Origin of the sequence: Xanthomonas citri pv. citri, assembly GCF_000961215.1 — a bacterium.
GTDB lineage: Bacteria > Pseudomonadota > Gammaproteobacteria > Xanthomonadales > Xanthomonadaceae > Xanthomonas > Xanthomonas cissicola.
On the sequence record NZ_CP008998.1, the window covers coordinates 4,811,838 to 4,834,551 of the forward strand.

At 64.2% G+C, this 22,714-nt stretch carries 17 protein-coding genes and 1 pseudogene; 3 read left to right on the plus strand and 15 right to left on the minus strand.

Annotated elements, in window-relative coordinates; genetic code table 11:
- Positions 1-335 precede the first annotated feature (335 nt).
- Positions 336-1,550: an IS4-like element ISXac1 family transposase gene (locus AMD14_RS21150; RefSeq protein ID WP_011050083.1), complete on the plus strand. Its 1,215-nt coding sequence runs from the start codon at positions 336-338 to the stop codon at positions 1,548-1,550.
- Between the two features lie 420 nt (positions 1,551-1,970).
- Here the strand turns inward: AMD14_RS21150 and AMD14_RS24790 are convergent, their stop codons facing one another.
- The 9 genes from AMD14_RS24790 to tssB all read right to left on the minus strand — a co-directional run bounded on the left by AMD14_RS24790 (position 1,971) and on the right by tssB (position 12,794).
- Entirely contained in the window at positions 1,971-2,987 is a 1,017-nt protein-coding gene (locus tag AMD14_RS24790) for a LirA/MavJ family T4SS effector (RefSeq protein ID WP_011052759.1), read from the minus strand.
- On the minus strand, positions 2,974-5,754 hold the full coding sequence (gene tssH / locus AMD14_RS21155; RefSeq protein WP_011052760.1) for a type VI secretion system ATPase TssH: 2,781 nt from the start codon (positions 5,752-5,754) through the stop codon (positions 2,974-2,976). The genes AMD14_RS24790 and tssH overlap by 14 nt, the downstream gene beginning before the upstream one ends.
- Before the next feature lie 55 nt (positions 5,755-5,809).
- Positions 5,810-6,850: a type VI secretion system baseplate subunit TssG gene (tssG, locus tag AMD14_RS21160; RefSeq protein ID WP_011052761.1), complete on the minus strand. Its 1,041-nt coding sequence runs from the start codon at positions 6,848-6,850 to the stop codon at positions 5,810-5,812.
- Positions 6,814-8,697: a type VI secretion system baseplate subunit TssF gene (gene tssF, locus AMD14_RS21165; protein ID WP_011052762.1), complete on the minus strand. Its 1,884-nt coding sequence runs from the start codon at positions 8,695-8,697 to the stop codon at positions 6,814-6,816. The genes tssG and tssF overlap by 37 nt, the downstream gene beginning before the upstream one ends.
- A gap of 4 nt (positions 8,698-8,701) precedes the next feature.
- A complete protein-coding gene (gene tssE, locus AMD14_RS21170; protein WP_003489896.1) occupies positions 8,702-9,205 on the minus strand; it encodes a type VI secretion system baseplate subunit TssE in 504 nt (167 codons plus the stop codon).
- Positions 9,206-9,210: 5 nt separating this feature from the next.
- A complete protein-coding gene (locus tag AMD14_RS21175; RefSeq protein WP_015463737.1) occupies positions 9,211-10,005 on the minus strand; it encodes a type VI secretion system accessory protein TagJ in 795 nt (264 codons plus the stop codon).
- A 198-nt stretch (positions 10,006-10,203) separates the two neighbouring features.
- The gene (locus tag AMD14_RS21180; protein ID WP_003489893.1) at positions 10,204-10,707 is read right to left on the minus strand and encodes an Hcp family type VI secretion system effector; all 504 of its coding nucleotides are present in this window, start codon (positions 10,705-10,707) and stop codon (positions 10,204-10,206) included.
- Between the two features lie 80 nt (positions 10,708-10,787).
- Positions 10,788-12,281 (minus strand): type VI secretion system contractile sheath large subunit, encoded by a 1,494-nt coding sequence (gene tssC / locus AMD14_RS21185; protein WP_011052764.1) that lies wholly within the window; start codon positions 12,279-12,281, stop codon positions 10,788-10,790.
- 3 nt (positions 12,282-12,284) lie between these two features.
- The gene (gene tssB, locus AMD14_RS21190) at positions 12,285-12,794 is read right to left on the minus strand and encodes a type VI secretion system contractile sheath small subunit (RefSeq protein ID WP_011052765.1); all 510 of its coding nucleotides are present in this window, start codon (positions 12,792-12,794) and stop codon (positions 12,285-12,287) included.
- Between the two features lie 313 nt (positions 12,795-13,107).
- Between tssB and tagK the strand changes: the two genes are divergently transcribed.
- A complete protein-coding gene (tagK, locus tag AMD14_RS21195) occupies positions 13,108-13,779 on the plus strand; it encodes a transcriptional regulator TagK (RefSeq protein ID WP_011052766.1) in 672 nt (223 codons plus the stop codon).
- 96 nt (positions 13,780-13,875) lie between these two features.
- Here tagK and AMD14_RS21200 read toward each other — a convergent pair whose 3' ends face one another.
- Both AMD14_RS21200 and AMD14_RS21205 read right to left on the minus strand, forming a co-directional pair.
- Positions 13,876-14,322 (minus strand): universal stress protein, encoded by a 447-nt coding sequence (locus AMD14_RS21200; RefSeq protein ID WP_011052767.1) that lies wholly within the window; start codon positions 14,320-14,322, stop codon positions 13,876-13,878.
- Positions 14,323-14,579: 257 nt separating this feature from the next.
- A complete protein-coding gene (locus AMD14_RS21205; RefSeq protein WP_011052768.1) occupies positions 14,580-15,158 on the minus strand; it encodes a sugar O-acetyltransferase in 579 nt (192 codons plus the stop codon).
- Positions 15,159-15,475: 317 nt separating this feature from the next.
- Here AMD14_RS21205 and AMD14_RS24920 point away from each other — a divergent pair.
- Positions 15,476-15,675 (plus strand): annotated as a pseudogene (locus tag AMD14_RS24920) (hypothetical protein).
- A gap of 178 nt (positions 15,676-15,853) precedes the next feature.
- Here AMD14_RS24920 and uvrD read toward each other — a convergent pair.
- From uvrD to AMD14_RS21230, 4 genes are all read right to left on the minus strand, one after another.
- A complete protein-coding gene (gene uvrD, locus AMD14_RS21210; RefSeq protein ID WP_015463741.1) occupies positions 15,854-18,040 on the minus strand; it encodes a DNA helicase II in 2,187 nt (728 codons plus the stop codon).
- 239 nt (positions 18,041-18,279) lie between these two features.
- Positions 18,280-19,671 (minus strand): FAD/NAD(P)-binding protein, encoded by a 1,392-nt coding sequence (locus AMD14_RS21215; RefSeq protein ID WP_011052770.1) that lies wholly within the window; start codon positions 19,669-19,671, stop codon positions 18,280-18,282.
- 256 nt (positions 19,672-19,927) lie between these two features.
- Positions 19,928-21,346 carry a cardiolipin synthase gene (gene cls / locus AMD14_RS21225; protein WP_015463743.1) on the minus strand — a complete coding sequence of 473 codons (1,419 nt, stop codon included), beginning with the start codon at positions 21,344-21,346 and terminating at the stop codon, positions 19,928-19,930.
- Positions 21,347-21,362: 16 nt separating this feature from the next.
- Positions 21,363-22,670 carry a LysR family transcriptional regulator gene (locus tag AMD14_RS21230; protein ID WP_003489877.1) on the minus strand — a complete coding sequence of 436 codons (1,308 nt, stop codon included), beginning with the start codon at positions 22,668-22,670 and terminating at the stop codon, positions 21,363-21,365.
- Between the last annotated feature and the right edge of the window lie 44 nt (positions 22,671-22,714).

Below are 22,714 nucleotides of genomic sequence, written 5' to 3' on the forward strand. Positions count from 1 at the left end.
ACCTGCGTCCCCTTGTTGGACATAATGTGGCCGGCTAATTACCTGTGCCCCTTTGGCTCTGACCAGCACCGTCGGTGCACCCGGCGCAATAATCGGCAGCACCGACATGCAGCACCATACGGTCACCACTCGGGCGGATGCACGTCGGTCAGGCGGGTGGCGGATTGCATTTAGTTACTCTTCGTAAAATCAGGCTCATGGAGAAAGCGAACCTGATACTGAGGTTTCCCCACATTTCTTCCTGCGAGATCAAGCGCTTGGTGGGCCAGGCGGTGGAAGAAGGTGCGCGCATGGGGCACGCTTCAAGGTGATTAAGCCAGAGAAGAGTGCCGACCATGCGCGCCAGCGAAGTATTGCAGAAGTGCCTGTCTAACTCACTCTCCGGGATGCATGCGTTACGCCAACGTACCTTGCTGGGCGCGGTTGAAGCGCTAGTGCACGGGGGCCGACTGACGCTGATCGACATCGCACGCGCGTGGCCTGGCGCGACGCGGGTACGTGCGCCCCTCAAGGCATGCGACCGCCTGCTGTGCAATCGCACGTTGCAGGCCGAGCGATCCATGATCGAGCGGGACATGGCGCATTGGCTGTTGCGCGGCGACCAGCCGGTGATCGTCATCGACTGGAGCGATTTGAAGCCGGACAAGTCATGGTGTCTGCTGCGCGCAGCCGTGCCGATCGGTGGACGCACACTCACCTTGCTGGACATGGTGGTTGCCGGGAAACAGCAGGGATCGCCCGGCGCGGAAAAACGCTTCTTGCAACAGCTCAGGCGAATGATTCCAGACGATGTGCGTCCGATCCTGGTCACGGACGCCGGATTCCGCACGCCATGGTTTCGCGCGGTGTCGGCGATGGGCTGGGATTGGGTCGGGCGTCTTCGCGGACGCACGCAGGTCAAACCGCAAGACGTGCCCGATGATGCAGCGCAATGGATCGATAGCCGACGCCTGCATGCATTGGCGTCCAACCGTGCATGCGAATTGCCACCGATGCAGGCCAATCGCAGTGATCCACTCGATTGCCGTCTGGTGCTCTATGCCAAGACACGTCTGGGACGTCAGCAACGCAACCGCCGCTCGCCAGCGAAGGTCTCGCGTGCATCCTCCAGCTTGAAAGCAGCGGCGCGTGAACGCGAGCCGTGGTTGATCGTTGCCTCCCCACAGTTACAAGCACCCAGCGCGAAACACTTGGTCAATCTGTACGCACGAAGGATGCAGATCGAGCTGGCATTTCGTGATCTGAAGTCGCATCGCTACGGTCAGGCGATGGAAGACAGCCTGACCCGTCGCGGCGAGCGGTTGCAGATCCTGTTGTTGCTCAACACACTGGCCACCTTTGCCAGTTGGCTGGCAGGACTGGGATGCGAAGCCACCGGTATCGCCCAGTGGCTATCGCCACGCAGCAGTACACGCAAGCTCTACTCGACACTGCGTGTCGGCCGCCAGGCGCTGGCCAGGCGCTGGCCGATGGAACCTGTCTCACGCTGGCTAGAACGCTTACGTACACTGCCCGAAGCAGTGCGTGAGCAGATGACGCTGGTGCTTTAAAAACGTGGGGATACCTAAGAACCTGATACTGTTACCCCGCATCGCTACGGCCGCCTTCGAGGGTAGCCTGACCCGCAAGCGCGAGCGCATCGAGACACTATTGCTGCCGCACGCACTGGCGATGTTCGCCTCATGGTTGGCAGGCATGGCCGCCGAAGCGATCGACGCGCAGCACAATCTCAACCCTTACCGGACCTCGCGCAGACTGTACTGCCTGATGCGGCTAGGCCAGGAAGCTTCATGTCGCGGATGGCTAGAACACCTGTCCACGCATGCTGGACGCACTACGCCACTTCTCGCCGGAAGCCAGTCAGAACCTGCGATTTTTAGCTTGAAAAAGTGTGCAAACCTCAGACCCTGCCCCTTTTTACTGGAAAATTTATTCTTTTTCCGAAAATTTGGAGTGGTCGAATAGTCTAACTAGATAGATACCTTAATGCCGCCCTTGAAACTTACAAATCCAGGCTTCGGTATCATCGCAGCATCAAATGACGAGCCTGTAGCTGCCTTTTCAACCACGGCCATCTCCTCGCTACTAAGATTAAATCCGCGAAGTTCTTTTTCATTTTCAACTGCGGATGCCTTGCGATAGCCGAGTGAAGGCTTTGCCTTATCCGGATAAATCTTCGAAGCAATATTAATCTTCAACACATCTGACGACCAGCCGCGCCCGGACATTCTTTCAAGCCTAGATTTTAAGAACGAACTGAGGACCGGCCATGAATGATTACCATAGCGGGGATTATTAGCAATCCAAGGGTTCATTAACTCGGGGCGCCTAAAGTCATTTGGCTCTACGATAACCCCTTCACGTGCATTTCGATCAAAGACCAGACCCCAGACAAGTCCTGATGACTTGAACGTAGAACTAGTTTTCGCGTTCTCCAACTCAAGCTTCCTCTTAACGACAGAAGCGCAATACCACTGAATTCGGTGCGTGAAGGCTCCATGATCGCTTCCCACATAGTCTTTCGCCAGGTGCATTGATTTTATTGCCCCACCAAATTCATCATCACCTAAATTATTATAAAATGACACACATTTTCCAGCTTCGCTTATACCCTGAAATCCCTCCTTAATCTCCATTTCCGCCAGCACACTTGCCAACAGGTGCTTAGTTGCGTCTAGACCATTTTCTTTACATGCGAATTCCAATTTTCGGCCATGCTCAAACGTTGAAAAGCTATTTAGCTTTATCTTATTTTTCCTGAACGACGCCCCAGTCCTGAGATTAAACAGATCAATCATAGCAGTGTCGAGCAGTTCCAACGCCTCGCAAAAAAGCTCATTTTCTGGATTAAGAAAAGCTCCAACCCTTGCCAGGTCGCGAATGTATTTAGCATCCTTAGGCGCAGGGAATTCACCCCGCTTAACCCCCCAACCATCCTTATAGATCAGGCTTCTAAATTCTTCCAACATACTGTCATAGGTTGCCATTCTTAGTCTCCTGATGCCTATTTTTTAGGAAGTCGTAAACGAAGCTTCTGTCGCAAGCACCCAGTTCGATCCGCAAAACCGGATCACCACTATTCACGCGTTCCAGAAACTCCCGACTGATCTCCGGCAACACCGAGTTAGTCAAAATCGCATCGATCATCCGTCCGCCCGATTCACTCTCGGTGCATCGCGAGATCACTAGCTCCACCACCGAGTCGTCGTAGTCGAATGGAATCTTGTAGCGCTCTTCGATGCGCGTCTTGATGCGGTTCAACTGCAGTCGCACGATCTGTCCGAGCATGGCGTTACTGAGCGGGTAATACGGAATCGCGACCAGCCGTCCGAGCAATGCCGGCGGAAACACCTTCAACAACGGCTCGCGGATGGCCTTGGCCATGCCTTCCGGGTCGGGCATCAGGTCCGGGTCCTTGCACAGGCTGGCGATCAGGTCGGTGCCGGCGTTGCTGGTGAGGATGATGAGGGTGTTGCGGAAGTCGATGCGGCGGCCTTCGCCGTCTTCCATCCAGCCCTTGTCGAAGACCTGGAAGAACAGTTCGTGGACGTCCGGGTGGGCCTTCTCCACTTCATCCAGCAGCACCACTGAGTACGGCTTGCGTCGCACCGCTTCGGTCAGCACGCCGCCTTCGCCGTAGCCCACGTAGCCCGGTGGTGCGCCCTTGAGCGAGGAGACGGTGTGCGCCTCCTGGTACTCGCTCATGTTGATGGTGATCAGGTTCTGTTCGCCGCCGTACAGCGTTTCGGCCAAGGCGAGCGCGGTTTCGGTCTTGCCCACGCCGGAGGTGCCGGCCAGCAGGAACACGCCGATCGGTTTGTCCGGGTTGTCCAGGCCGGCGCGGCTGGTCTGGATGCGCTTGGCGATCATCTCCATGGCGTGATCCTGGCCGATCACGCGCTTGGCCAGCAGTTCGGGCAGGCGCAGCACGGTGTCGATCTCGTCGCGCGCCATGCGCCCGACCGGGATGCCGGTCCAGTCGGCGACGACGGCAGCAACGGCCTGATGATCGACAGTGGGCAGGATCAGAGGCGATTCGCCTTGGAGCGCGCCTAGTCCCGCCTGCACCAATTGCAGGCGCGCCAGCAGCGTGTCGCGATCAACCTGCACCGGTGCGTCGAGCACGGCGATGTCGCCAGACGCTGCCTGCGCGGTATCGGCCTCTGCTTCCAGTGCGCTGCCAGTGCCTTCTACGGGCGCATTGTCACTGCGCAATTGCGCGCGCAGCGACAACAGCTCGTCGACCAATGCCTTTTCTGCAACCCAACGCTGTTCCAACGCCTGCAGGCGGCCGTGCTCGCTTTCCAGCAGGCCAGCACACGCAGCGGCACGCTCCTCCACCACGATGCCGATCGCACGCTCGCGCTCGATGATCGCCTGCTCGGTGTCCAGCGATTCGATGCGTCGGCGGCTGTCGTCCACTTCCGCAGGCGTGGCATGCAGGCTCACCGCCACGCGCGCGCAGGCCGTGTCCAGCAGGCTCACCGACTTGTCCGGCAGCTGCCGCGCAGGGATGTAGCGGTGGCTGAGCTTGACCGCCGCTTCCAGCGCTTCGTCGAGGATCTGCACGCGGTGATGCTGTTCCATCATCGAAGCGACGCCGCGCATCATGCGCACGGCCTTGGACTCGTCCGGTTCGTCCACCTGCACGGCCTGGAAGCGCCGCGTCAGCGCGGGGTCCTTTTCGATGTATTTCTTGTATTCGGCAAACGTGGTCGCGCCCACCGTGCGCAGCGTGCCGCGCGCCAGTGCCGGCTTGAGCAGGTTCGCCGCATCGCCGGTGCCTGCGGCACCACCGGCGCCGATGAGGGTGTGGGTTTCGTCGACGAACAAAATGATCGGCTTGGGGCTGGCCTGCACCTCGTCGATCACCGCGCGCAGACGCTGTTCGAACTCGCCCTTCATGCTGGCGCCGGCCTGCAGCAAGCCGACATCCAGCGCGCGCAGTTGCACATCCTTCAACGCCGGCGGCACGTCGCCGCGCGCGATGCGCTGCGCGAACCCTTCCACCACCGCGGTCTTGCCGACGCCGGCTTCGCCGACCAGGATCGGGTTGTTCTGGCGGCGGCGCATCAGGATGTCGACCACCTGGCGGATCTCGTCGTCGCGGCCGATGATCGGGTCCAGCTTGCCTTCGCGCGCCTGGGCGGTGAGGTCGGTGGTGAATTTCTTCAGCGCTTCCTGCTTGCCGAGTGCGGCAGGCGCGATGGCACCGCTGGTCTCCCCGGGTGCAGCGGCCTGACCAAGCGAAAATCCATCGCTGGGCAGCAAGCCATCTTCCGGCGAGCCGGCCACGATCTCGGCGAAGCGCTCGTTGAGCACTGCGGGCTTGAGCTTGTCGAACTCCTTGGAGATCGCCAGCAACGCATGACGCAAGCCACGCACGCTCAACATACCGACCACCAGATAGCCGGTGCGTACTTGCGCTTCACCAAAACCGAGTGAGGCGTACACCCAACCGCGCTCCACCGCTTCTTCGACATTGGCCGATAGATCGGTCACGGCAGTGGAGCCGCGCGGCAAGCCATCCAGCGCGGCGGTGACATCGCGCGCAAGCGTGGACGGGTTGAGCTGAAAGTGCCTGATGATGCGGTGCAGGTCCGAGTCCTGCAGCTGCAGCAACTGATGCAGCCAATGCACCAATTCCACATACGGGTTGCCGCGCAGCTTGCAGAACACGGTGGCGCTTTCGATGCCGCGGTAGGCCAGCGGATTGAGCTTGCCGAACAGGGAGCTGCGGGAGATCTCGGCCATGGTGCGTCCTTGAATCGAATAGATAGGTGGTGAGCGAATCAGTACGCGCTGCGCGTCACCCGGAGGGGTGCAGCACCACGTCGTCGGCATCGGCAATGCTCCAGGCGCGGCGGCCCAGCCAGGTGTCCAGGCCCAGCCGGCTATTGCGCGCCAGGTGCGGCGTAGGGACCTCGTCGGCCTTGAGCGACAGCTGCAGTTCCCAGCCGAATTCGTCGCCCAGATAGCTGCGCACCGTGGCGGTGAGTTGCTTCAGCGCCTGGCCACCCGGCAGAAAGCGTTGAAACGCCAGGCGCGGCAGCGGCCCCAGGCGGATGCGCACGCGTTGCTGGGCGCCACGCACGTGTGCGCCCACCACGCTGTCCACGCCCAGCCGCGCGTTGCGCGGACCCAAACCAAGTTGCAGGTGCGCATCGGCCGGCAGGCGCATCCATTCGGCGATGAATTCCTGTACCTGCACCGGCCATTCGAACAACTGTTGCAGCAGGGCACGCAAGCCTTCCGGCGTGCGTGTGGCGGTGCCAAGACGGCCGGCGTAGTAACGACGTGCATCGTCCGGCAATGCATCGCGTTGGCGCAGGTGCGGGCTGGCGATGCCCACCAATGCATCCAGCCACGCACGGAACTGGTCGCTCGCCGGGCGCTCGGCCTGCACGCTGGGCTGTGCCTGCGCCCAGGCGCGGTAGAACAGGCTCAGCATGCGGTGGTGGAACACATCGGCAAACGCGGCGAAGGTGCCGTCCTTGGCTTGCTGCGCACGCTCGATGGCGTATTCGGTCAGGTGCAACGGCAACGGCGCGTTTGGCCCGAAAAGACCGAAAAACACGCCATACAGCGCGGCAGGCTGATCGTGCGTTGCCGGTGTGTAGCGGTGCAGCGCATGGGGTGCGAATGCCAGTGACGGCGCATGCCGCAGCCGCAGCACATCGTCGCTGGCGCGCGCCGATTCGCCCAGGCGCGGCTGCTGCGGATGGCAGCGTTCGATCGCGCGCAAGGCCGCGAATGGGCTGAAATCCTGTGGCCGGGTCTGCAGCGCCTGTGCCAGCGCGGCAGCCGCGGCGCTCACAGGCGCGGGCGCGTGCCGGGCTGGGCTGGCCACCGGGCCACCTCGTTGCGTTCGGTGGTACGCAGCACGGTTTCGGTAAAGGAATTCACCGAGACATAGCGCGCGAAGAAGTGCCGCAGCACCGAAGCCAGCAGGAAGGCGCCAGTGCCTTCGAAGGCGGCGTCCTCGCAGGTCAGCGTGATCTCCAGGCCGCGGCCGAAGGTGATCGGACCCGGCACCGGAATGCGCCGCACGATCGGTGTGCCGCTCACCTGCTTGACGCCTTCGATCTGCCGCTGCGCGGACGCGTCGAACGGGTCGCAATACAGGGCGAGGATCTCGCGTAGCGCAGCGGCGCCGTCGGGGCCATCTTCGAACAGCGACAGATAATTGAGCTGCAATTGACTGAGCAGGCGCCACGCAGTCTGCCCATCCGACAATGCCGGGCGCGGCTTGGTCGGCCCGGCCACGCAGCGCACGCTCCGTACCGGCACGCCGCTGTCCATGGTGAAGTCGCTTGCGCCCTTGCCTACCGGCATATGCAGCGGCAGATCGCGGTTGCTGCACCACAGTTGCAGCCCAAGCTGACGCAGGCGCGTGCTGTGGGCCTGATCGTCGGCATCGACCAGGCTGACGAAGACTTCGCTGCCCACATAGCTCGACCGCGCGCCATCGCGGCGCTGACGTGCCGATAGCATGCGCGGTTCACGGCGCATGCTGTAGAACGCGCCATGCCGTGCATGCCAGGTGCGTGCGTCGCCACCATAGAACGCGGTGAAGCATTGCTCGGGCTCCTGACGATCGCCGAAGCCTTCGACCTCGCCCAGGTGATGGATCTCGAAATCCATCGGCCGGGTGCGGTCGGCCAGCACGTGGTACTCGTGCAACCCGGCCTGCAGATGGATGCGATCGGCGCGGCGCGGGAACAGATTGATCGCCGGGGTGCAGAACAATTTGAAGTGCTCGGCGTCTACTGCCGCAGCCAGGCTGGGCAGGCTGCGTTGCAGCAACACCACCACCTCGAAGCTGCTGCCGTGCAACCGCCGCAATGGCGCGCGCAGCCCGGCGAGCTCTGCGAACAAAAAGCGCTCCGGGCAGGCGAAATACTCCTGCAGCAGGCGATAGCCACTGAACGAACGGCCGTCGTACGGAATCAATGCATCGTCGTCGGCAAAGCCGCGCATCTGCACGGCATCGGCGTCCAGCGTCACCTCCAGCGTGCCACCGCGGGCATCGCTGCCACGCACCACCACGGCGGTGGTATCGGCATGCAGTTGTTCGTACAACCGCTTGGGCAGGCCGTCGGCGCCGGCCAGAAACAGCGGCAGCCGATCCAGCGCCAGCGCGTGCGTCTGCGCACCACCCACCAGCTCGAAGCGCAGCCGCACGCCGGCACGCACCACGCGCCCGGGCGGCAAAGCGATGCCGGCAGCGGCCAAGGCGGCTGGCGATTCCAGATACTTGGCCTCGGCCAGTTGCAACGGCCACAAGGTCACCGGATGCGCGGTGCGGAATTCGCAGGCGGTGCGCTCGCCGGGGCCGACCAGGCTGCGCAGCGCGCTTTGCCGCGACACGACGACGCCTGCTGCCAGCCCGCTGTCTTTCAGATCCGGCTGCAACTGCACCACCGCCATCGACGGCAGCGGCGCCAGATAATGCGGGTAGACCATCTCCAGCAGGTGCTGGGTGAACACCGGGTACTGCGCGTCCAGCTTGAGTTGCACGCGCGCGGCCAGAAACGCGAAGCCTTCCAGCAGCCGCTCGACATAGGGGTCGGCGCATTCGAACGCGTCCAGGCCAAGCCGGCCGGCGATCTTGGGATACTCGCGCGCAAACTCCGCGCCCATGTCGCGCACGTGCTGCAACTCGCGGGTGTAGTACGGCAGTAGGCGCGGGTCCATGACGTCAGCCGTTCCCTTCGACGACATCGAGCCGGCCTGTTTCCAGATCCAGCGCAGTCTTCAGATACAGGTTCAGTGGCAGCGGCTGCGCCCACATCTCCGATTCGATGGTGAACAACAGCGAGCGCCGGTCCATGCGTGCGGCATCGGCATGCACGCTCACCCGCAGCGTCTCGGGAATCAGCCGCGGCTCGAAGGCCAGAATCGCCTGGCGAATGCGCTGTTGCAGCGCGGCCGCATCGATGCCGCTCACTGCGACGCCGGCCAGATCAGGGATGCCGTAATTCAGTACCGAGCTGCGCACCTGCGGATGCGCTTCCAGCGGGCGGCTGGTTTCCAGGTTCACGGCATTGAGCAACCACGACAGATCGCGAATGACGCACTCACGCAGGCGCGTGGCCGAAATCACGCGTTGCTCGCGGCTCTCTTCGCGCTGACTGGGCGCTGCATCGGTGAGCCGGTCCAGCAGCGAAGGCTGCAAGCGTTCGGTGGTGGTGAGTTCGGCCATTGAAATCAGCCCGCGTCGAACTGCACATCGCGCACATCCAGCAGCGCAATCTCGCGCGACTCGGTGCTCCACATGCGCTGGCCCATGCCGATCTCGCCTTGTGCGACAAGGGTCCATTCGGTGCGGCGCGCCAGTTGCAGCTCGCCGGCATCCAGGTGCTCGCTGCCGGGGTAACGTACCGGCAAGTAGCCGAAGGCCTGGCCGCCGTTGCGCCACAGCACGCTCACCGGCGCCCACACGGTGTCGCGCAGATCCAGCGGCGCCTGCATGCGCAGCTGCTGGATCTGGCTGAGCGGGGCCCATGCATAGCCGCTATCGAGAATGAGCTCGATACAGGGCCCGAAACGGGTGTCGGCATCTGCGAGCCATTGGAAGCGTTCGCCATTGAGCACGCCGGCACTGGCTGGTGCCCGTTCGAAGGCCTGCGCCCGCAACGCCGCTGCTTGTTCGCCATGCCCTTGCGCCGCCAGTTGCAGCGCCTGCAGATGCATTGCCAGCCACTCGGCCGGCTCACCCATCACGCGCGGTAACCGCTTACCGGCAAACACCTCGGCGCGCGTCTGCTCGCCCTGCAATACCGCCAGATAGGTGTGGACCAAGGGCTGCGTGGTGGCATCCAGTTCACCGCAAGCACGCAGCTGATCTGCGGCGCGCGACCACTGGCCGAGGACGGCCAGCAACTGAAACAGAAACACGCGCTGCGCTGCATCGGCCGGTTGCCGGCGCACCTGCTGGATCAGTTGCTGCAACGCCTGCGCCGGCTCGCCTTGGGCAAGCAGGGTCTGTGCGGTGGCATCCATCGCGCGGTTCCTTATCGAAGAAGGTGGCGGCGCCATGCGCGGCACCGCCAGTTATCGCATGACCGCCATCGGAAGCAGCCAACGTCACAACGCCAACATCCGCTTGGCGCAGAGCAGCGTCTACACGCTCGCTGCGTGCCGCACCGCGTCGCCAAACGCACCTGCGTGGCGAAGGCGTTGTGGTTGCCTGCGTTCGCGTTAGGCCTTGGCCACACCTTGGATGTCGTAGGTGAATTCCTTCGCGCCACCCTGGGAGGCACCCTTGTCGTCCTGCGGCTGGAAGCCGTACTTGAACTTGCCGAAGTGCAGCGTCACGTTTTCGGTGAGGCGGTCTTCGCCACCGGAACCGCCGGTCGACAGCGAGGTAATCAGTACGCCTTCGCTCAACTCCAGGGTGAGAAAGTCGCTCTGCTCGCCGGTGGCGTTGGTGACGTACAGCCAGGCGTTTTCCACGCGCGCACCGGTGCACACCGCATCGAGCAATGCATTGGAGCAGCCATCCACGTACTTGGTGACGGAGATGTCCTGGACATGCGCCTTGCCACCGCTGGCCGAGCCGCCACCGGTGTGCAGGTCGCCGGAATTACTCGCGCCCCACGACCAGGCCAGGATCGGGATCTCGCCCTTGTGCTTCTTGTGGTTGGATGCGCCTTCGATCTTGACCTTGCCACTGCCGAACTTGATATGCATGTCGAACGCCATGGAACTGCTCCTTCAATGAGAGTGACAACACGAGGTGGCGCGACGCGAAGACGTCCTCGCCATGACGCAGATGCGTCGGATCAGGCCTTGGCGGCCGAGGGCAACCGCGAGACCAACCGCAACGACACGGTCAGGCCCTCCAGCTGGTAATGCGGCTTGAGGAAGAACTTGGAGCTGTAGTAGCCAGGCGCGCCTTCCACTTCTTCCACCACCACTTCGGCGGCAGCCAGCGGCTTGCGCGCCTTGGTTTCTTCGCTGGAGTTGGACGGGTCGCCGTCGATGTATTGCGTCACCCAGCGTGTCAGCCAGCTCTGCATCTGCTCGCGATCGGAGAACGAACCGATCTTGTCGCGCACGATGCACTTGAGGTAGTGCGCAAAGCGGCAGCACGCAAACATGTAGGGCAGGCGCGCGCCTAATGCTGCGTTGGCGGTGGCATCCGGGTCGTCGTATTCGTCGGGCTTGTTGAGCGACTGCGCGCTGATGAAGGCGGCCATGTCCGAGTTCTTGCGATGTACCAGCGGCATGAGGCCCATCTTGTCCAGTTCGGCGGAGCGACGGTCGGTGATCGCCACTTCGGTCGGGCACTTCATGTCCACGCCACCGTCGTCGGTGGGAAAGGTATGCGTGGGCAACCCTTCCACTGCGCCGCCGGACTCGATACCGCGAATGCGCGAGCACCAGCCGTACTGCTTGAACGAGCGGTTGATGTTCACCGCCATCGCATAGGCGGCATTCTGCCAGGTGTACTTGTTGGAATCCGCGCCGGCGGTGTCTTCCTCGAAATCGAAGTCTTCCACCGGGCTGGTGGCCGCGCCGTAAGGTAGACGCGAGAGCGTGCGCGGCATGGCCAGACCGATGTACTTGGAGTCTTCGGATTCGCGCAGCGAGCGCCATGCAGCGTAATCGGGCGTGGAAAAAATCTTGGCCAGATCGCGCGGATTGGAGAGCTCGCTCCAGTTGTCCATGCCCATCAATTTGGGCGCGGCGGCGGCAATGAACGGTGCGTGCGCGGCAGCGGCCACCTGCGCAATACCGTTGAGCAGTTCCACATCCGGCGGACTCTGGTCGAAGTAATAATCGCCGACCAGGCACCCATACGGCTCGCCGCCAAGCTGGCCATATTCCTGTTCGTAGACTTTCTTGAAGATGGGGCTCTGATCCCACGCGGTACCCTTGTAGCGTTTGAGTACCTTGCCCAACTCTTTCTTGCTGATATTCAGCACGCGGATCTTGAGCTGCTGGTCGGTCTCGGTGTTGTTGACCAGATAATGCAGGCCGCGCCAGGCGCCTTCGAGCTGTTGCAGATCGGCGTGATGCAGGATCTGGTTGAGCTGTTCGGTGAGCGTGCGGTCGATCTCGGCGATGTAGGCCTTGATGGTCTGCGATACGTCTTCGCCAACCACATCGCTGCGGTTGAGCACCTGCTCGGCGAGCGTGCGCACCGCCGATTCCACTTCTTCCTTGGCGCGCTCGCTCTTGGGACGGAACTCGCGATTGAGCAGCGCGGCAAAGTCGCCCCGCTCGGTTGTTTCGATGCTACGGGTGGCCAGTGCGGCTTCGGTCGCGGACATGGCTCAGGTTCCTTCCGGTTCGGACGCGGGCTTGCCGGCCGACACCAGCGACTGCAGCAACGCCGGATCGCGGATAGCGTTGGCGATCAGCTGCTCTGCACCGGCCTTGCCGTCCATGTAGGTGTCCAGGTTGGCCAACTGCGTGCGCGCTTCCAGCAATTTGGCCAACGGCGCAACCTTGCGCGCGATGGCGGCCGGCGAAAAGTCGTCCATGCTTTCGAAGGTGATATCCACCGCCAGCTCGCCTTCGCCGGTGAGCGTGTTGGGCACCTTGAATTGCGCGCGCGGGCCCATCGACTGCAGACGGCTGTCGAAGTTGTCGACGTCGATCTCCAGTGCCTTGCGCTCATCCAGCGAGGGCAGCTCACCGGCGTTGGCGCCGGACAGATCCGACATCACCCCCATCACGAACGGAATCTGCACCTTCTTCTGCGCGCCGTAGACCTCCACGTCGTATTCGATCTGCACCCGTGGCGCCCGATTGCGGGCGATGAACTTCTGACTGCTGGCCATGCCTGATCTCCGATTGAGCTTACCCGTTGCGCCAGCGTGCGGTGCACGTGCGCTGCGATGTGGCTTGGATGTCGCCGGCCCGACCGAATGCCTGCAGCCTGCGTGCGACGCCGCTGCCGCGGGCTAGCCCGCAACCGCCGCGCACCACGCGGACCGAAGCGGCAGGCCGTGCGATGACGCTTTCTCAGCGCTGCGGCGAGGATAGGAATGCGCTTGTGGGCTCACCCGACAAATCGTCTCAATCGCTGCGATCGTGCAGACGCAGGCGCGGATGCGTGACCCAGCGCCGACTTTGTGAAAGAGGCGTGATGGGTTGGCGCTGCTTTTCTCGGTTGACCAGGGGACAGGCCCCGGGGAGTGGGCCGCAGGCAGCATCCGCATGAGCAGCAGCAGTCATTACAGCGCCATCGTTCCACGCGTATCCACGGCCGCGGAGGCGCACACGCCGCTGATGATCGATCTGCTGGCCTATATCGAGCAGCACATCGGCGAAGCGGAGCTGGGTACCGAGTCGTTGCAGCAAGCGTTCGCGTTATCGCGTGCATCGCTGTACCGCTTGTTTCAGTCGCGTGGAGGCGTGGCCAGCTATATCCGCGAACAGCGGCTAAGCACAGCGCACCGCTACCTGCAGGCCTACCCGGACTGCAGCCTGACCTGGCTGCTCTACGAAATGGGCTTTGCGTCCGAGCGCCAGTTTCAGCGTGCGTTTCAGCAGCGCTTCGGCATGCCGCCCATGCAGTGGCGTCGCCAGTGCCGCGCAGCACCGCATCTTCCTGCGCCACGGCGTGGTCACTACGTGCCGATGTGGCGCTTCATGCGCGAACTGAGTCAGCACGTACAACCCGAGTACGCGTCCCCCCGCGGCGGCGCGGCCACACCCACGCACGGCTCTCCGCTGGTGCATACCGAAGCACTGCGCCGGCTCGCCCGACCGGCACCGCGCTTTGCGGCACAACCGGAGCCGATGGAGAGCGAAGCACTTTGAGTTGCGTGGGAGCGCACCTGGGCGCGACGTGGATTACCTGGACGCCACAGCGCGCCCGGGTACGCGCCTAGGCGAGACAAGGCAGTGGTCTCGGCATCAGCGAATCACCAGCACCGGAATCGCACTGTGGGTGAGCACTTCCACCGTCTGGCTGCCGAGCAGCATGCGCTGCATGCCGCGGCGGCCGTGCGAGGTCATGATGATCAGATCGCTCTTGCAGTCCTTGGCGGTCTGCACGATGCCCTCGGCCGCGAAGCGATCCAGCACATGCCGCGGCGTGGCCTTGATGTTGGCAGCGGCGGCCAACTCCAACGCCGGACGCAGGATCTTTTCAGCGGCCGCTTCGCGCTCGGTGCGGTATTCCGGGCTGGCCTCGTAGCCCACGCTCCAGCCCATTGCGTCGTACATGCCCATCGCCCACGGCTCGGACACGGTGACGATATCCACTTTGGCACCGGTCGCCTTGGCCAGCTCCAGGCCTTGAAACAGGCCGCGATGCGAGAGCTCGGATGCATCGATGGCGATCAGGATTCGTTTGTACATGATGACCTCCCGGATGGGCCGGCAGCCTCGCCGGCACTTGAGATTGACAGCACTCCGCAACGCAGGCCTTGAGATGGATCAATCTTGCAGGTGAGGGACTGTAGCGCTCGAAGCGGCTCAGCTGGTTGACGAGCGACCATCCCTGGCGCCAGTAACGCGTTCGATACTGCTCTGTTCGCGTATGCGCTGCATCGCACCGGCCGCGTCCGCCTGGCAGCTGCGCGATCGCTTTTTGTAGCGGCTCTTCTTCGTTGCGTTCAGTCGGTGGGCGGCGCATCGGCAAGCCGGGGTGCGCGCACGCGCGCCGGATTGCCCACGGCGATCGCACCGGCCGGCACATCGCGCGTGACGACCGCACCGGCACCGATTACCGCATCGTCGCCGATGCAGACGCCCGGCAGGATGATCGCCCCGCCCCCAATCCACACATTGCGCCCGACGCGGATTGGCCGCCCGAACTCCAGCCCGCTGGCACGTCCGGCGGCATCGCGCGGATGGTCGGCAGCGTAGAACTGCACCGCTGGCCCCACCTGCGTGCCATCGCCGATGTACACCTGGCAGATATCCAGGATCACGCAATTGAAGTTGAGGAACACGCCCGCGCCCAGATGGATGTTGTAGCCGTAATCGCAATGAAACGGCGGCCGGATCACCGCATTCGCACCCACCTCGGCGAGCCGCTCGACCAGCAATGCATGCCGCTGCGCCGATGACTGCGCGCCAGTGGCGTTGTAGCGCTCCATCCACACCGCAGCTGCCGCCTGATCGGCCTGCAGCTGCGCATCGGCGGCGTTGTAGAGTTCGCCTGCCAGCATTTTCTGTTTTTCGGTCTGCATGCCGCCGGGCACCTATGCAATGAACTGCTGACAGGGTGGCATGGATGTAGCGCGGTATGCATCGAGCGATGCACCAATGGCCCCGATTGCCGGCTCAAAGTGGCTTAGGGAACCTCGCGATCTGGCCATGAGCTAAAGCGGCTGGCGCGCTCACCACCGGGGTGGAAGCGGCCAATGGAGATTTCGAGCACCGGCCTTGCCCGCGAGGTGGTTGTATCGCCATCTCATTGCTTGCCGCATCCGTTGCAAGGCCGCGGCGCCAGCATCGATACTCCTGACCGTGCCCTTCCGGCACGACCACGGTCAAGGATGACGTCATGACACGATGTGTAGCCGCTTGCGTTGCGTTGTTGCTATGGGCATGCCTGAGCACCCCTGCGAGTGCAACTTCGTCGCTCTCGTTCGAAGGCGGCGCGACACGCGCGTGCCGCCCTTTACCCTGGTCGTGCTCGCCAACAGGTCGACGCTGAGCGTGAACGGCAAGCAGATCAACTCAAGCTTCGGCTGGGAAATGTAAGCGCGCAACAGAGCAGCGTAGGCCACGCCTCATCCATCGATCATCTGTCGCAGATGATCACGCGATCTCGCTCGACGTGAGGTGCAGCAGGGTCGGTTCCGCTTGCTGCACGCACAGTGCAACCGCACTACGCCCTCGCCTGCTGAAGAAACTGCAATCGCAGACGAGTGCAACCTGACTAGACAACAGTCAGATTGGCGTAGGCCATCACCAGCCACTTGGCGCCGACCTCGTCGAACTGCACCTGCACGCGCGCATGCGCGCCAGCGCCTTCGTAATCGACGACCACGCCGCCGCCGAACTTGGGGTGTTCGACGTTGGCGCCGAGCTTGATCGGTGCCGTTTCCACGATGCCATGCACCGGGCCGCCGCGCGCCGCGCCCAGCGATGCGGTGCGCGAAACCTGCACCTTCGGGCGCACTTCGTTGAGCAGGTCGCGCGGAATCTCACGCAGGAAGCGCGAGGGCACGTTGTAATTGTCCTGGCCGTGGATACGGCGCGATTCGGCGTAGCACAGCACCAGCTTCTGCCGCGCGCGGGTGATGCCCACGTACGCCAGGCGACGCTCTTCTTCCAGCCGCCCGCTCTCTTCCAGCGAGCGCGCACTCGGAAACAGGCCGTCTTCCAGGCCGACCAGGAACACAATCGGAAATTCCAGGCCCTTGGCCGAATGCAGCGTCATCAGCTGCACGCCTTCTTCGCCAGCCTGCGCCTGGCCTGCGCCGGCCTCCAGCGAGGCGTAAGCCAGGAAGGCGACCAGCTCGGTCATGCCCTGGCTGTCTTCATCGTCCGGGCGGGTGAAGCGCGAGGCGACCGACACCAGTTCGTCCAGGTTCTCGGTACGCGATTCCGAATCCAGCCCGCCGCGGCTTTCCTTGGCCCAATGCTCGCGCAGGCCCGAGCGCATCAGCACATGGTCGATGCGTTCGGCCAGTTCCATCTCGCCGGTTTCGGCATGCAGCTGGCCGATCAGGCTGAGGAAGGTGGCCAGGGCATTGCGTGCGCGCGCGGCCAGCGTGTTCTGCTGCGTGCACAGCATCGCCGCTTCCCACAACGACAGCGCACTGGCACGTGCCAGCCGGCGCACCTCATCCAGCGTCCGATCGCCAATGCCGCGCGTGGGCGTGTTGACCGCGCGTTCGAACGCAGCGTCGTCGCTGCGATTGGTCAGCAGACGCAAGTAAGCCAACGCGTCCTTGATTTCGGCACGTTCGAAGAAACGCATGCCGCCATACACGCGGTACGGCAACTGCTCGGAAATCAGCGCTTCTTCCAGCGCGCGCGATTGCGCGTTGCTGCGGTAGAGCACCGCCACTTCGCCATAACTGCCGCCGTCGCGCACCCACTGCCGTGCACGCTCGACCACATAGCGCGCTTCGTCCACTTCGTTGTAGGCCGCGTACAGATCGATCGGGTCGCCATTGCCTGAATCGGTCCACAGCTGTTTGCCGATACGGTCCGGGTTGTGCGCAATCACCGCATTGGCAGCGCCCAGAATATTCGCGCTGGAACGGTAGTTCTGCTCCAGCCGCACGGTCTGCGCACCGGGGAAATCCTTCAGAAAGCGCTGGACGTTTTCGACCTTGGCGCCGCGCCAGCCATAGATGGCCTGGTCGTCGTCGCCGACCACGAACACATTGCCCGACTCGCCGGCCAGCACGCGCACGAAGGCGTACTGGATGGCGTTGGTGTCCTGGAACTCGTCCACCAGAATCTCGCGGAAGCGCGCGCGGTAATGCGCCAGCAATGCCGGCGTGTCGCGCAGCAACTCATGCGCGCGCAGCAGCAACTCGGCGAAATCCAGCAGCCCGGAGCGGTCGCAGCGTTCCTGGTAGGCCGCATACACCTGCCGGCGCACCTCGGTCCAATCGTCGTTGGGCTCGGGCTGGATATGCTGCGGACGGCGGCCCTCATCCTTCTGCTCGTTGATCCACCAGCTCATCTGCTTGGGAGGATACTTGCTCTCGTCCAGCTCCAGCGCCTGCACCACGCGCTTGACGAGCCGCAACTGGTCGTCGCTGTCCATGACCTGGAAGCCTTCCGGCAGCCGCGCATCCTGCCAATGCAGACGCAACAGGCGATGTGCCAGCCCGTGAAATGTACCGATCCACATCCCGCGGCTGCCATTGCGCAGCTGCAGGTCGGTACGGTGACGCATTTCGCCGGCGGCCTTGTTGGTGAAGGTCACCGCGAAGATGCCGTGGTTGGGCACGCCCTGGACTTCATTGAGCCAGGCGATGCGATGGATCAGCACGCGCGTCTTGCCGGAGCCGGCGCCGGCCAGCACGAGGTAGTGCCCCGGCGGCGCAGAAACGGCCTCGCGCTGGGCGGGGTTTAAATGATCGAGCAAATGAGAGACATCCACCGGCACATTTTACCGGTTGTGGCGTCGTTGCGGCTGAGATTGCGATGAAGCGGTTGGGTAAGCCCCTCTCCCATCGGCAGAGGGGTTGGAGTGAGGGTACGGGGCGAAGCAGTCGGTGCATCACTTCCGAAGGCGCGTGGCGACGCGTTTGTCACTGCAGGCACTGGCACATGCCTGAGGCGCCCTCATCCGGCGCTACGCGCCACCTTCTCCCGGGGGAGAAGGGAACAATGGGCCCCTCACCGCCCCAGCAATGCCAACACATCCCGCGCAATCGCCGCTGCCTGCTCACGCAACTCCGGCACTGCCAGGCTCTCCCACAGCGACCCGATCCGCAGGCTGCCTATCACCCGCAACCGCGGATTGGCGTGCCCCTCGGCATCGATCAGACAGCCATCGGCAGCGGTATCCACCCCGATCCCATGCGACCCGGCCACCGCAATGCCCTGTCCCAGCAGCTGCTGCAGCAGCGGGTTGCGCATCGCCTGCACGCGCATTTCCACGCCGGTGGCGTTGACCAGCGTCTGCACATCCAGCTGCAAGGCATGCCCAGCACTCGCGCCGGCACTGAGCCGCACGCAGGCGCCTGCCTGGAACGCCACATCCAGCCGCGCGCGATGCAGCTGCAACTGTCCGCGCGCGCGCATCGCCTGCAGTTGCGCATGCACCGGCGCGGCGATGCGGTGACGATGCACATCCCAATAGCGCACCACGTGGCGCAGGAAGCGGCGTTGGTCGGCAACCGACAGCGTTTGCCACAAGACCTGATTCAGCGGGCGCACACGCTCCATCACGCCCTGCCAGGGCAGGCCTTGCGCCATCGCAACCTGCGCATGCTGCCGCAAGCTGCGCATGCGCGCACGCAGCGACAGCGCCAGCAACGGCTGCGGATCGAAGTCCGCCGCAACGCAGTGCGCCTGCGGCAACGGCAGCAGCCCATGCCGCGACACCACGTGCACCGCCCCGCGATGCGCCTGCGCGGCCAACGTCACCACCGTGTCGGCCATGCTCAGTCCCGAGCCGACGATGCACACCGCCGCGTCCTGCGGCAACGCGGCGACCGCCTCGGTATCCCAGGCTTCCAGCCGCTGGGTTGCCGACAGGCCGGTGGCTCCGCGCAGCGGCAACGGCCGCAACGCATTGCCCACCGCCAGCACCACGCTGGTGGCGTGCAGGGTCTGGCCATCGTCGAGCTGCAACAGCGCGCCATCGGCATCGGCGTGCAGCGTCTGCACGCGGGCGCTGTGCACGATGAGCGTTGCCGGGCTCTGCACGCGCGCGGTCTGCAGGCGATCGCGCAGGTAGGGCGCGTAGTGCCGGCGCCCCACGAAAGCCTGCGGCAGCCGTGCGTCTTCCAGCTCCGGGCAGCAGGCGTGCGCACGCAGGTAATCGACGAAATCCTGCGGTGCCTCCACCAACGCACTCATCCGCGCGGCGGGCACATTGAGCAGATGTTCCGGCCGCGCGGTGGAGTAGGCCACGCCCTCGCCCAGCACCGCGTGCGGCTCGATCACCACGATCTGCACCGGCGCCACGGCCTGACGCAACAGCTGCAGCGCCACCAGCACCCCAGATGCGCCACCGCCAACGATGGCGATCACTGCATCGCCGGGATCACGCAATTCATTCATCCGGCAATTGTAGGCGATGCGTCGCGTCGCACCGGTGACAGCGGCCATGCCGCCACGATGGCCGGGATAGCCCCGCGTACGCGCGCCGGCGCGACGCAGCCGTCCAACAAAGCGGTCACCGGACGCGTCCATTCGAGCGCGGGCGCGTTTGCATGCAGCGCGATCTTGCCGCCCCAGACGCGCCCCACTTCACCTGCCACCGCAGGCATCGCGCTGCGCCACAACGGGCACTGCGCGCGCATGGACCGCGCACGCCCTACATCAACGCATCGGCCAGCCGCGCAATGCCCTCGCGACTGCGGCGCCAGGCCGGGCGGCGGCGCCACTGTTCCAACGTCAGTTGCCGCGCGTTGGCCAGATAGTCCTGCTCGATCTCGCGCAACCGCTGCACCACGCCAGTGTCGTAGCAGAGCATGCCGATCTCGGCGTTGAGCGCGAACGAGCGGATGTCCAGATTGATCGAGCCCACCAGCGCGATGTCTTCATCCATGCTCAGGTGCTTGGCATGCAGAAAGTGCGGGCGATACAGCGCAATCTTCACCCCGCAACGCAGCAGCTCTTCGAAATAGGCCTCCTGCGCCCACGCGGCCAAGCGTTGGTTGTTGTGCTCGGACAGGATCAACTGCACATCCACTCCCGAGACTGCGGCGATGCGCAATGCGCTCAGCAAGGCTTCGTCGGGCACGAAGTACGGCGTGACCAGCACCACCTTGCGCCGCGCCAGATGGATCACCGCATTGATCGCATCGCGCGCATTTTCGAACGGATACGCCGGCCCGCTGGGCAGCAATTGCGTGGCGATATTGGCCTCGCACACCGGTGCATCGGGCCACACGTCCAGCCGCTCTCCGGTTTCGGTGAACCAGTCGCTGGCGAAGACCGCTTCCAGATGATTGACCACCGGCCCGCGCACGCGTGCCACCAGTTCGCGATTGGGCACGCCATCAATGAAGCCGGCCTCGGCCAGATTCTGCGAACCGACAAACGCCACCCGGTTGTCGAGCACCGCAATCTTGCGATGGTTGCGCAGATCCATGCGGCCGCTGCGACGCCAGCGCAGGCCGCCCGGCAATACCGCCAACACCTGCACGCCACCGTCCTGCAGGCGCTTGCGGTAGCGACGCAGGCCGCGCTTGGCGCCCACCGCATCCAGCAGCACGCGACAACGCACGCCGCGCGCGCTGGCGCGTTCCAGCGCCACGACCACCGCCTCGCCCACCGCATCGTCGAACATCAGGTAGTACAGCAAGTGCACACGTTTGTCGGCCGCGTCGATCGCCGCGATCAGGGCCTGCAACGACTGCGCATAGTCGTCGAGCAATTCCACCGCGTTGCCCAGCGTGGGCATGAAATCGCCTTCGCGTTCGATCAGCGGCACCACTTCGGCACTGCTGGTGTCTGCCTGGGGCATCCAGCGCAACGCATGCAAGGGCAGTTGTTGTTCGCGAATCACCTGCGAGGCAGTGGCTTGGCGCTCCACCCGCAGCCGCGACAACCACGGGTGGCCGAACAACAGATACAGCGGCAGGCCGACCACCGGTACGAAGCCGATCAGCAGCAGCCAGCTGCGCGCCGCACCCGGCGTGGTGCGGGCGGGAATCCAGAGCAGTGCGGCCAGGCGGATCGCCCAGTCCAGTGCCAGCAGCCAAGTGCCTGTGACCCAATCGGGCAACATCAGTGGTCCGTCTTCATCAGGAACCCGATTCTGACTTGGCCGCGCGTAAACGCAACGGCGGCTGCGCACAGGCAGCGGGGCAATAGCGAAACGGCCCGCCCTGGGCATCGGCAGGCTGCACGCGTTCGGCGCAGACCTGCCGCAACGTCTGCACGAAGGCCGACTGCATCCGGGTGGGATACCAGTCGCTGCGCGTGGTCATGCCGATCTGCCGGCGCAGCAGCGGCCCGGCGCTGCCGATCTCCTCCAGCAGGCCGGCGCGGCGCTCGAACAGGAACTGGTCGCGCGACATCAAGGTCAACCAGTCGCCCTCCAGCAGCAGGCCACGCACGGTCAGTTCGGCGCCGCATTCGATGCGCACCGGCGGCGGCTCCAGCTGGTGGTCGCCGAACAGCTGCTCCCAGCGCGCGCGCACCGGCGTGCCGGCGGCGGCGATCACCCAGGGATAATCGCGCAGTTGCGCAAACGCGTAGCCCTGCCCGGCCAAGGGGTGGCCGCTACGCGCCACGATCACCGGTTCGTCGTCGAACAGCGGCTCCTGCAGCACATCGCGTACCGGCAACGGGTCGCGCAGCGCACCGATCAACAGATCCAGGCCACCCTCGCGCAGATGCGCCAGCAATTGCTCGTACGGGCCCTCCACCACCTGGACGCTGGCGCCCGGGTGCGCATGCGCAAACCGCGCCAGCACCTGCGGCAACAGAATCGCGCGCGCCAGCGGCATCACCCCCAGGGTGAGGCGGCCGGCGTGCTGCGAACGCAATGCGGCCACCTCGTCCAGACCGGCGCGCAACTCGGCCAGCGCCAGCCGCACCTGCCGCAACAGCCGCAGCGCCACCGGCGTGGGCTGCATGGTCTTGCCGCGGCGTACCGTCAGCGGCACTTCGATCACATCGGCCAGCGCTTGCACCGCGCGATAGATCGCCGGCTGCGAAACGCCGGCGCGCACCGCCGCCAACGCGTAACTGCCTGCCACATCCACCGCCACCAGGGCCTGCAGCTGGCCCAGCGACACCCGCCGCTCCAGGCCAGCGCGCGCCGGCAGGCGCAGCGCGCGACGCGCGACCCCGATCCCCCGGCCCAGATGCGCCAGCACCCGCTCGATACGCGGCACCAGCAACCCGGCAGCCTCGGTGGCCGACATGCCGCCTGGGTGCCGGTCGAACAGGCGCACGCCCAGTTGCTGCTCCAATCGCGCCACGGCCTGGGTCAGGGCCGGCTGCGACAAATTCACCCGCGGCGCCGCCGCGCTGACGCTTCCGGCCTGGTGCACCACGACCAGCGCGTAAAGGTGACGCAGATTCGGTTCCGGGCTCGGCTGCATGCTCTAACTATAAGCAAAACCAATATGCATACCTCAAATGAATC

Excerpts from the sequence above, each read along its gene's own strand:
- AMD14_RS21150 (WP_011050083.1), top strand. The coding sequence starts at position 336 with ATGCGCGCCAGCGAAGTATTGCAGAAGTGCCTGTCTAACTCACTCTCC.
- AMD14_RS24790 (WP_011052759.1), bottom strand. The coding sequence starts at position 2,987 with ATGGCAACCTATGACAGTATGTTGGAAGAATTTAGAAGCCTGATCTAT.
- tssH (WP_011052760.1), bottom strand. The coding sequence starts at position 5,754 with ATGGCCGAGATCTCCCGCAGCTCCCTGTTCGGCAAGCTCAATCCGCTG.
- tssF (WP_011052762.1), bottom strand. The coding sequence starts at position 8,697 with ATGGACCCGCGCCTACTGCCGTACTACACCCGCGAGTTGCAGCACGTG.
- tssE (WP_003489896.1), bottom strand. The coding sequence starts at position 9,205 with ATGGCCGAACTCACCACCACCGAACGCTTGCAGCCTTCGCTGCTGGAC.
- AMD14_RS21175 (WP_015463737.1), bottom strand. The coding sequence starts at position 10,005 with ATGGATGCCACCGCACAGACCCTGCTTGCCCAAGGCGAGCCGGCGCAG.
- AMD14_RS21180 (WP_003489893.1), bottom strand. The coding sequence starts at position 10,707 with ATGGCGTTCGACATGCATATCAAGTTCGGCAGTGGCAAGGTCAAGATC.
- tssC (WP_011052764.1), bottom strand. The coding sequence starts at position 12,281 with ATGTCCGCGACCGAAGCCGCACTGGCCACCCGTAGCATCGAAACAACC.
- tssB (WP_011052765.1), bottom strand. The coding sequence starts at position 12,794 with ATGGCCAGCAGTCAGAAGTTCATCGCCCGCAATCGGGCGCCACGGGTG.
- AMD14_RS21200 (WP_011052767.1), bottom strand. The coding sequence starts at position 14,322 with ATGTACAAACGAATCCTGATCGCCATCGATGCATCCGAGCTCTCGCAT.
- AMD14_RS21205 (WP_011052768.1), bottom strand. The coding sequence starts at position 15,158 with ATGCAGACCGAAAAACAGAAAATGCTGGCAGGCGAACTCTACAACGCC.
- AMD14_RS21215 (WP_011052770.1), bottom strand. The coding sequence starts at position 19,671 with ATGAATGAATTGCGTGATCCCGGCGATGCAGTGATCGCCATCGTTGGC.
- cls (WP_015463743.1), bottom strand. The coding sequence starts at position 21,346 with ATGTTGCCCGATTGGGTCACAGGCACTTGGCTGCTGGCACTGGACTGG.
- AMD14_RS21230 (WP_003489877.1), bottom strand. The coding sequence starts at position 22,670 with ATGCAGCCGAGCCCGGAACCGAATCTGCGTCACCTTTACGCGCTGGTC.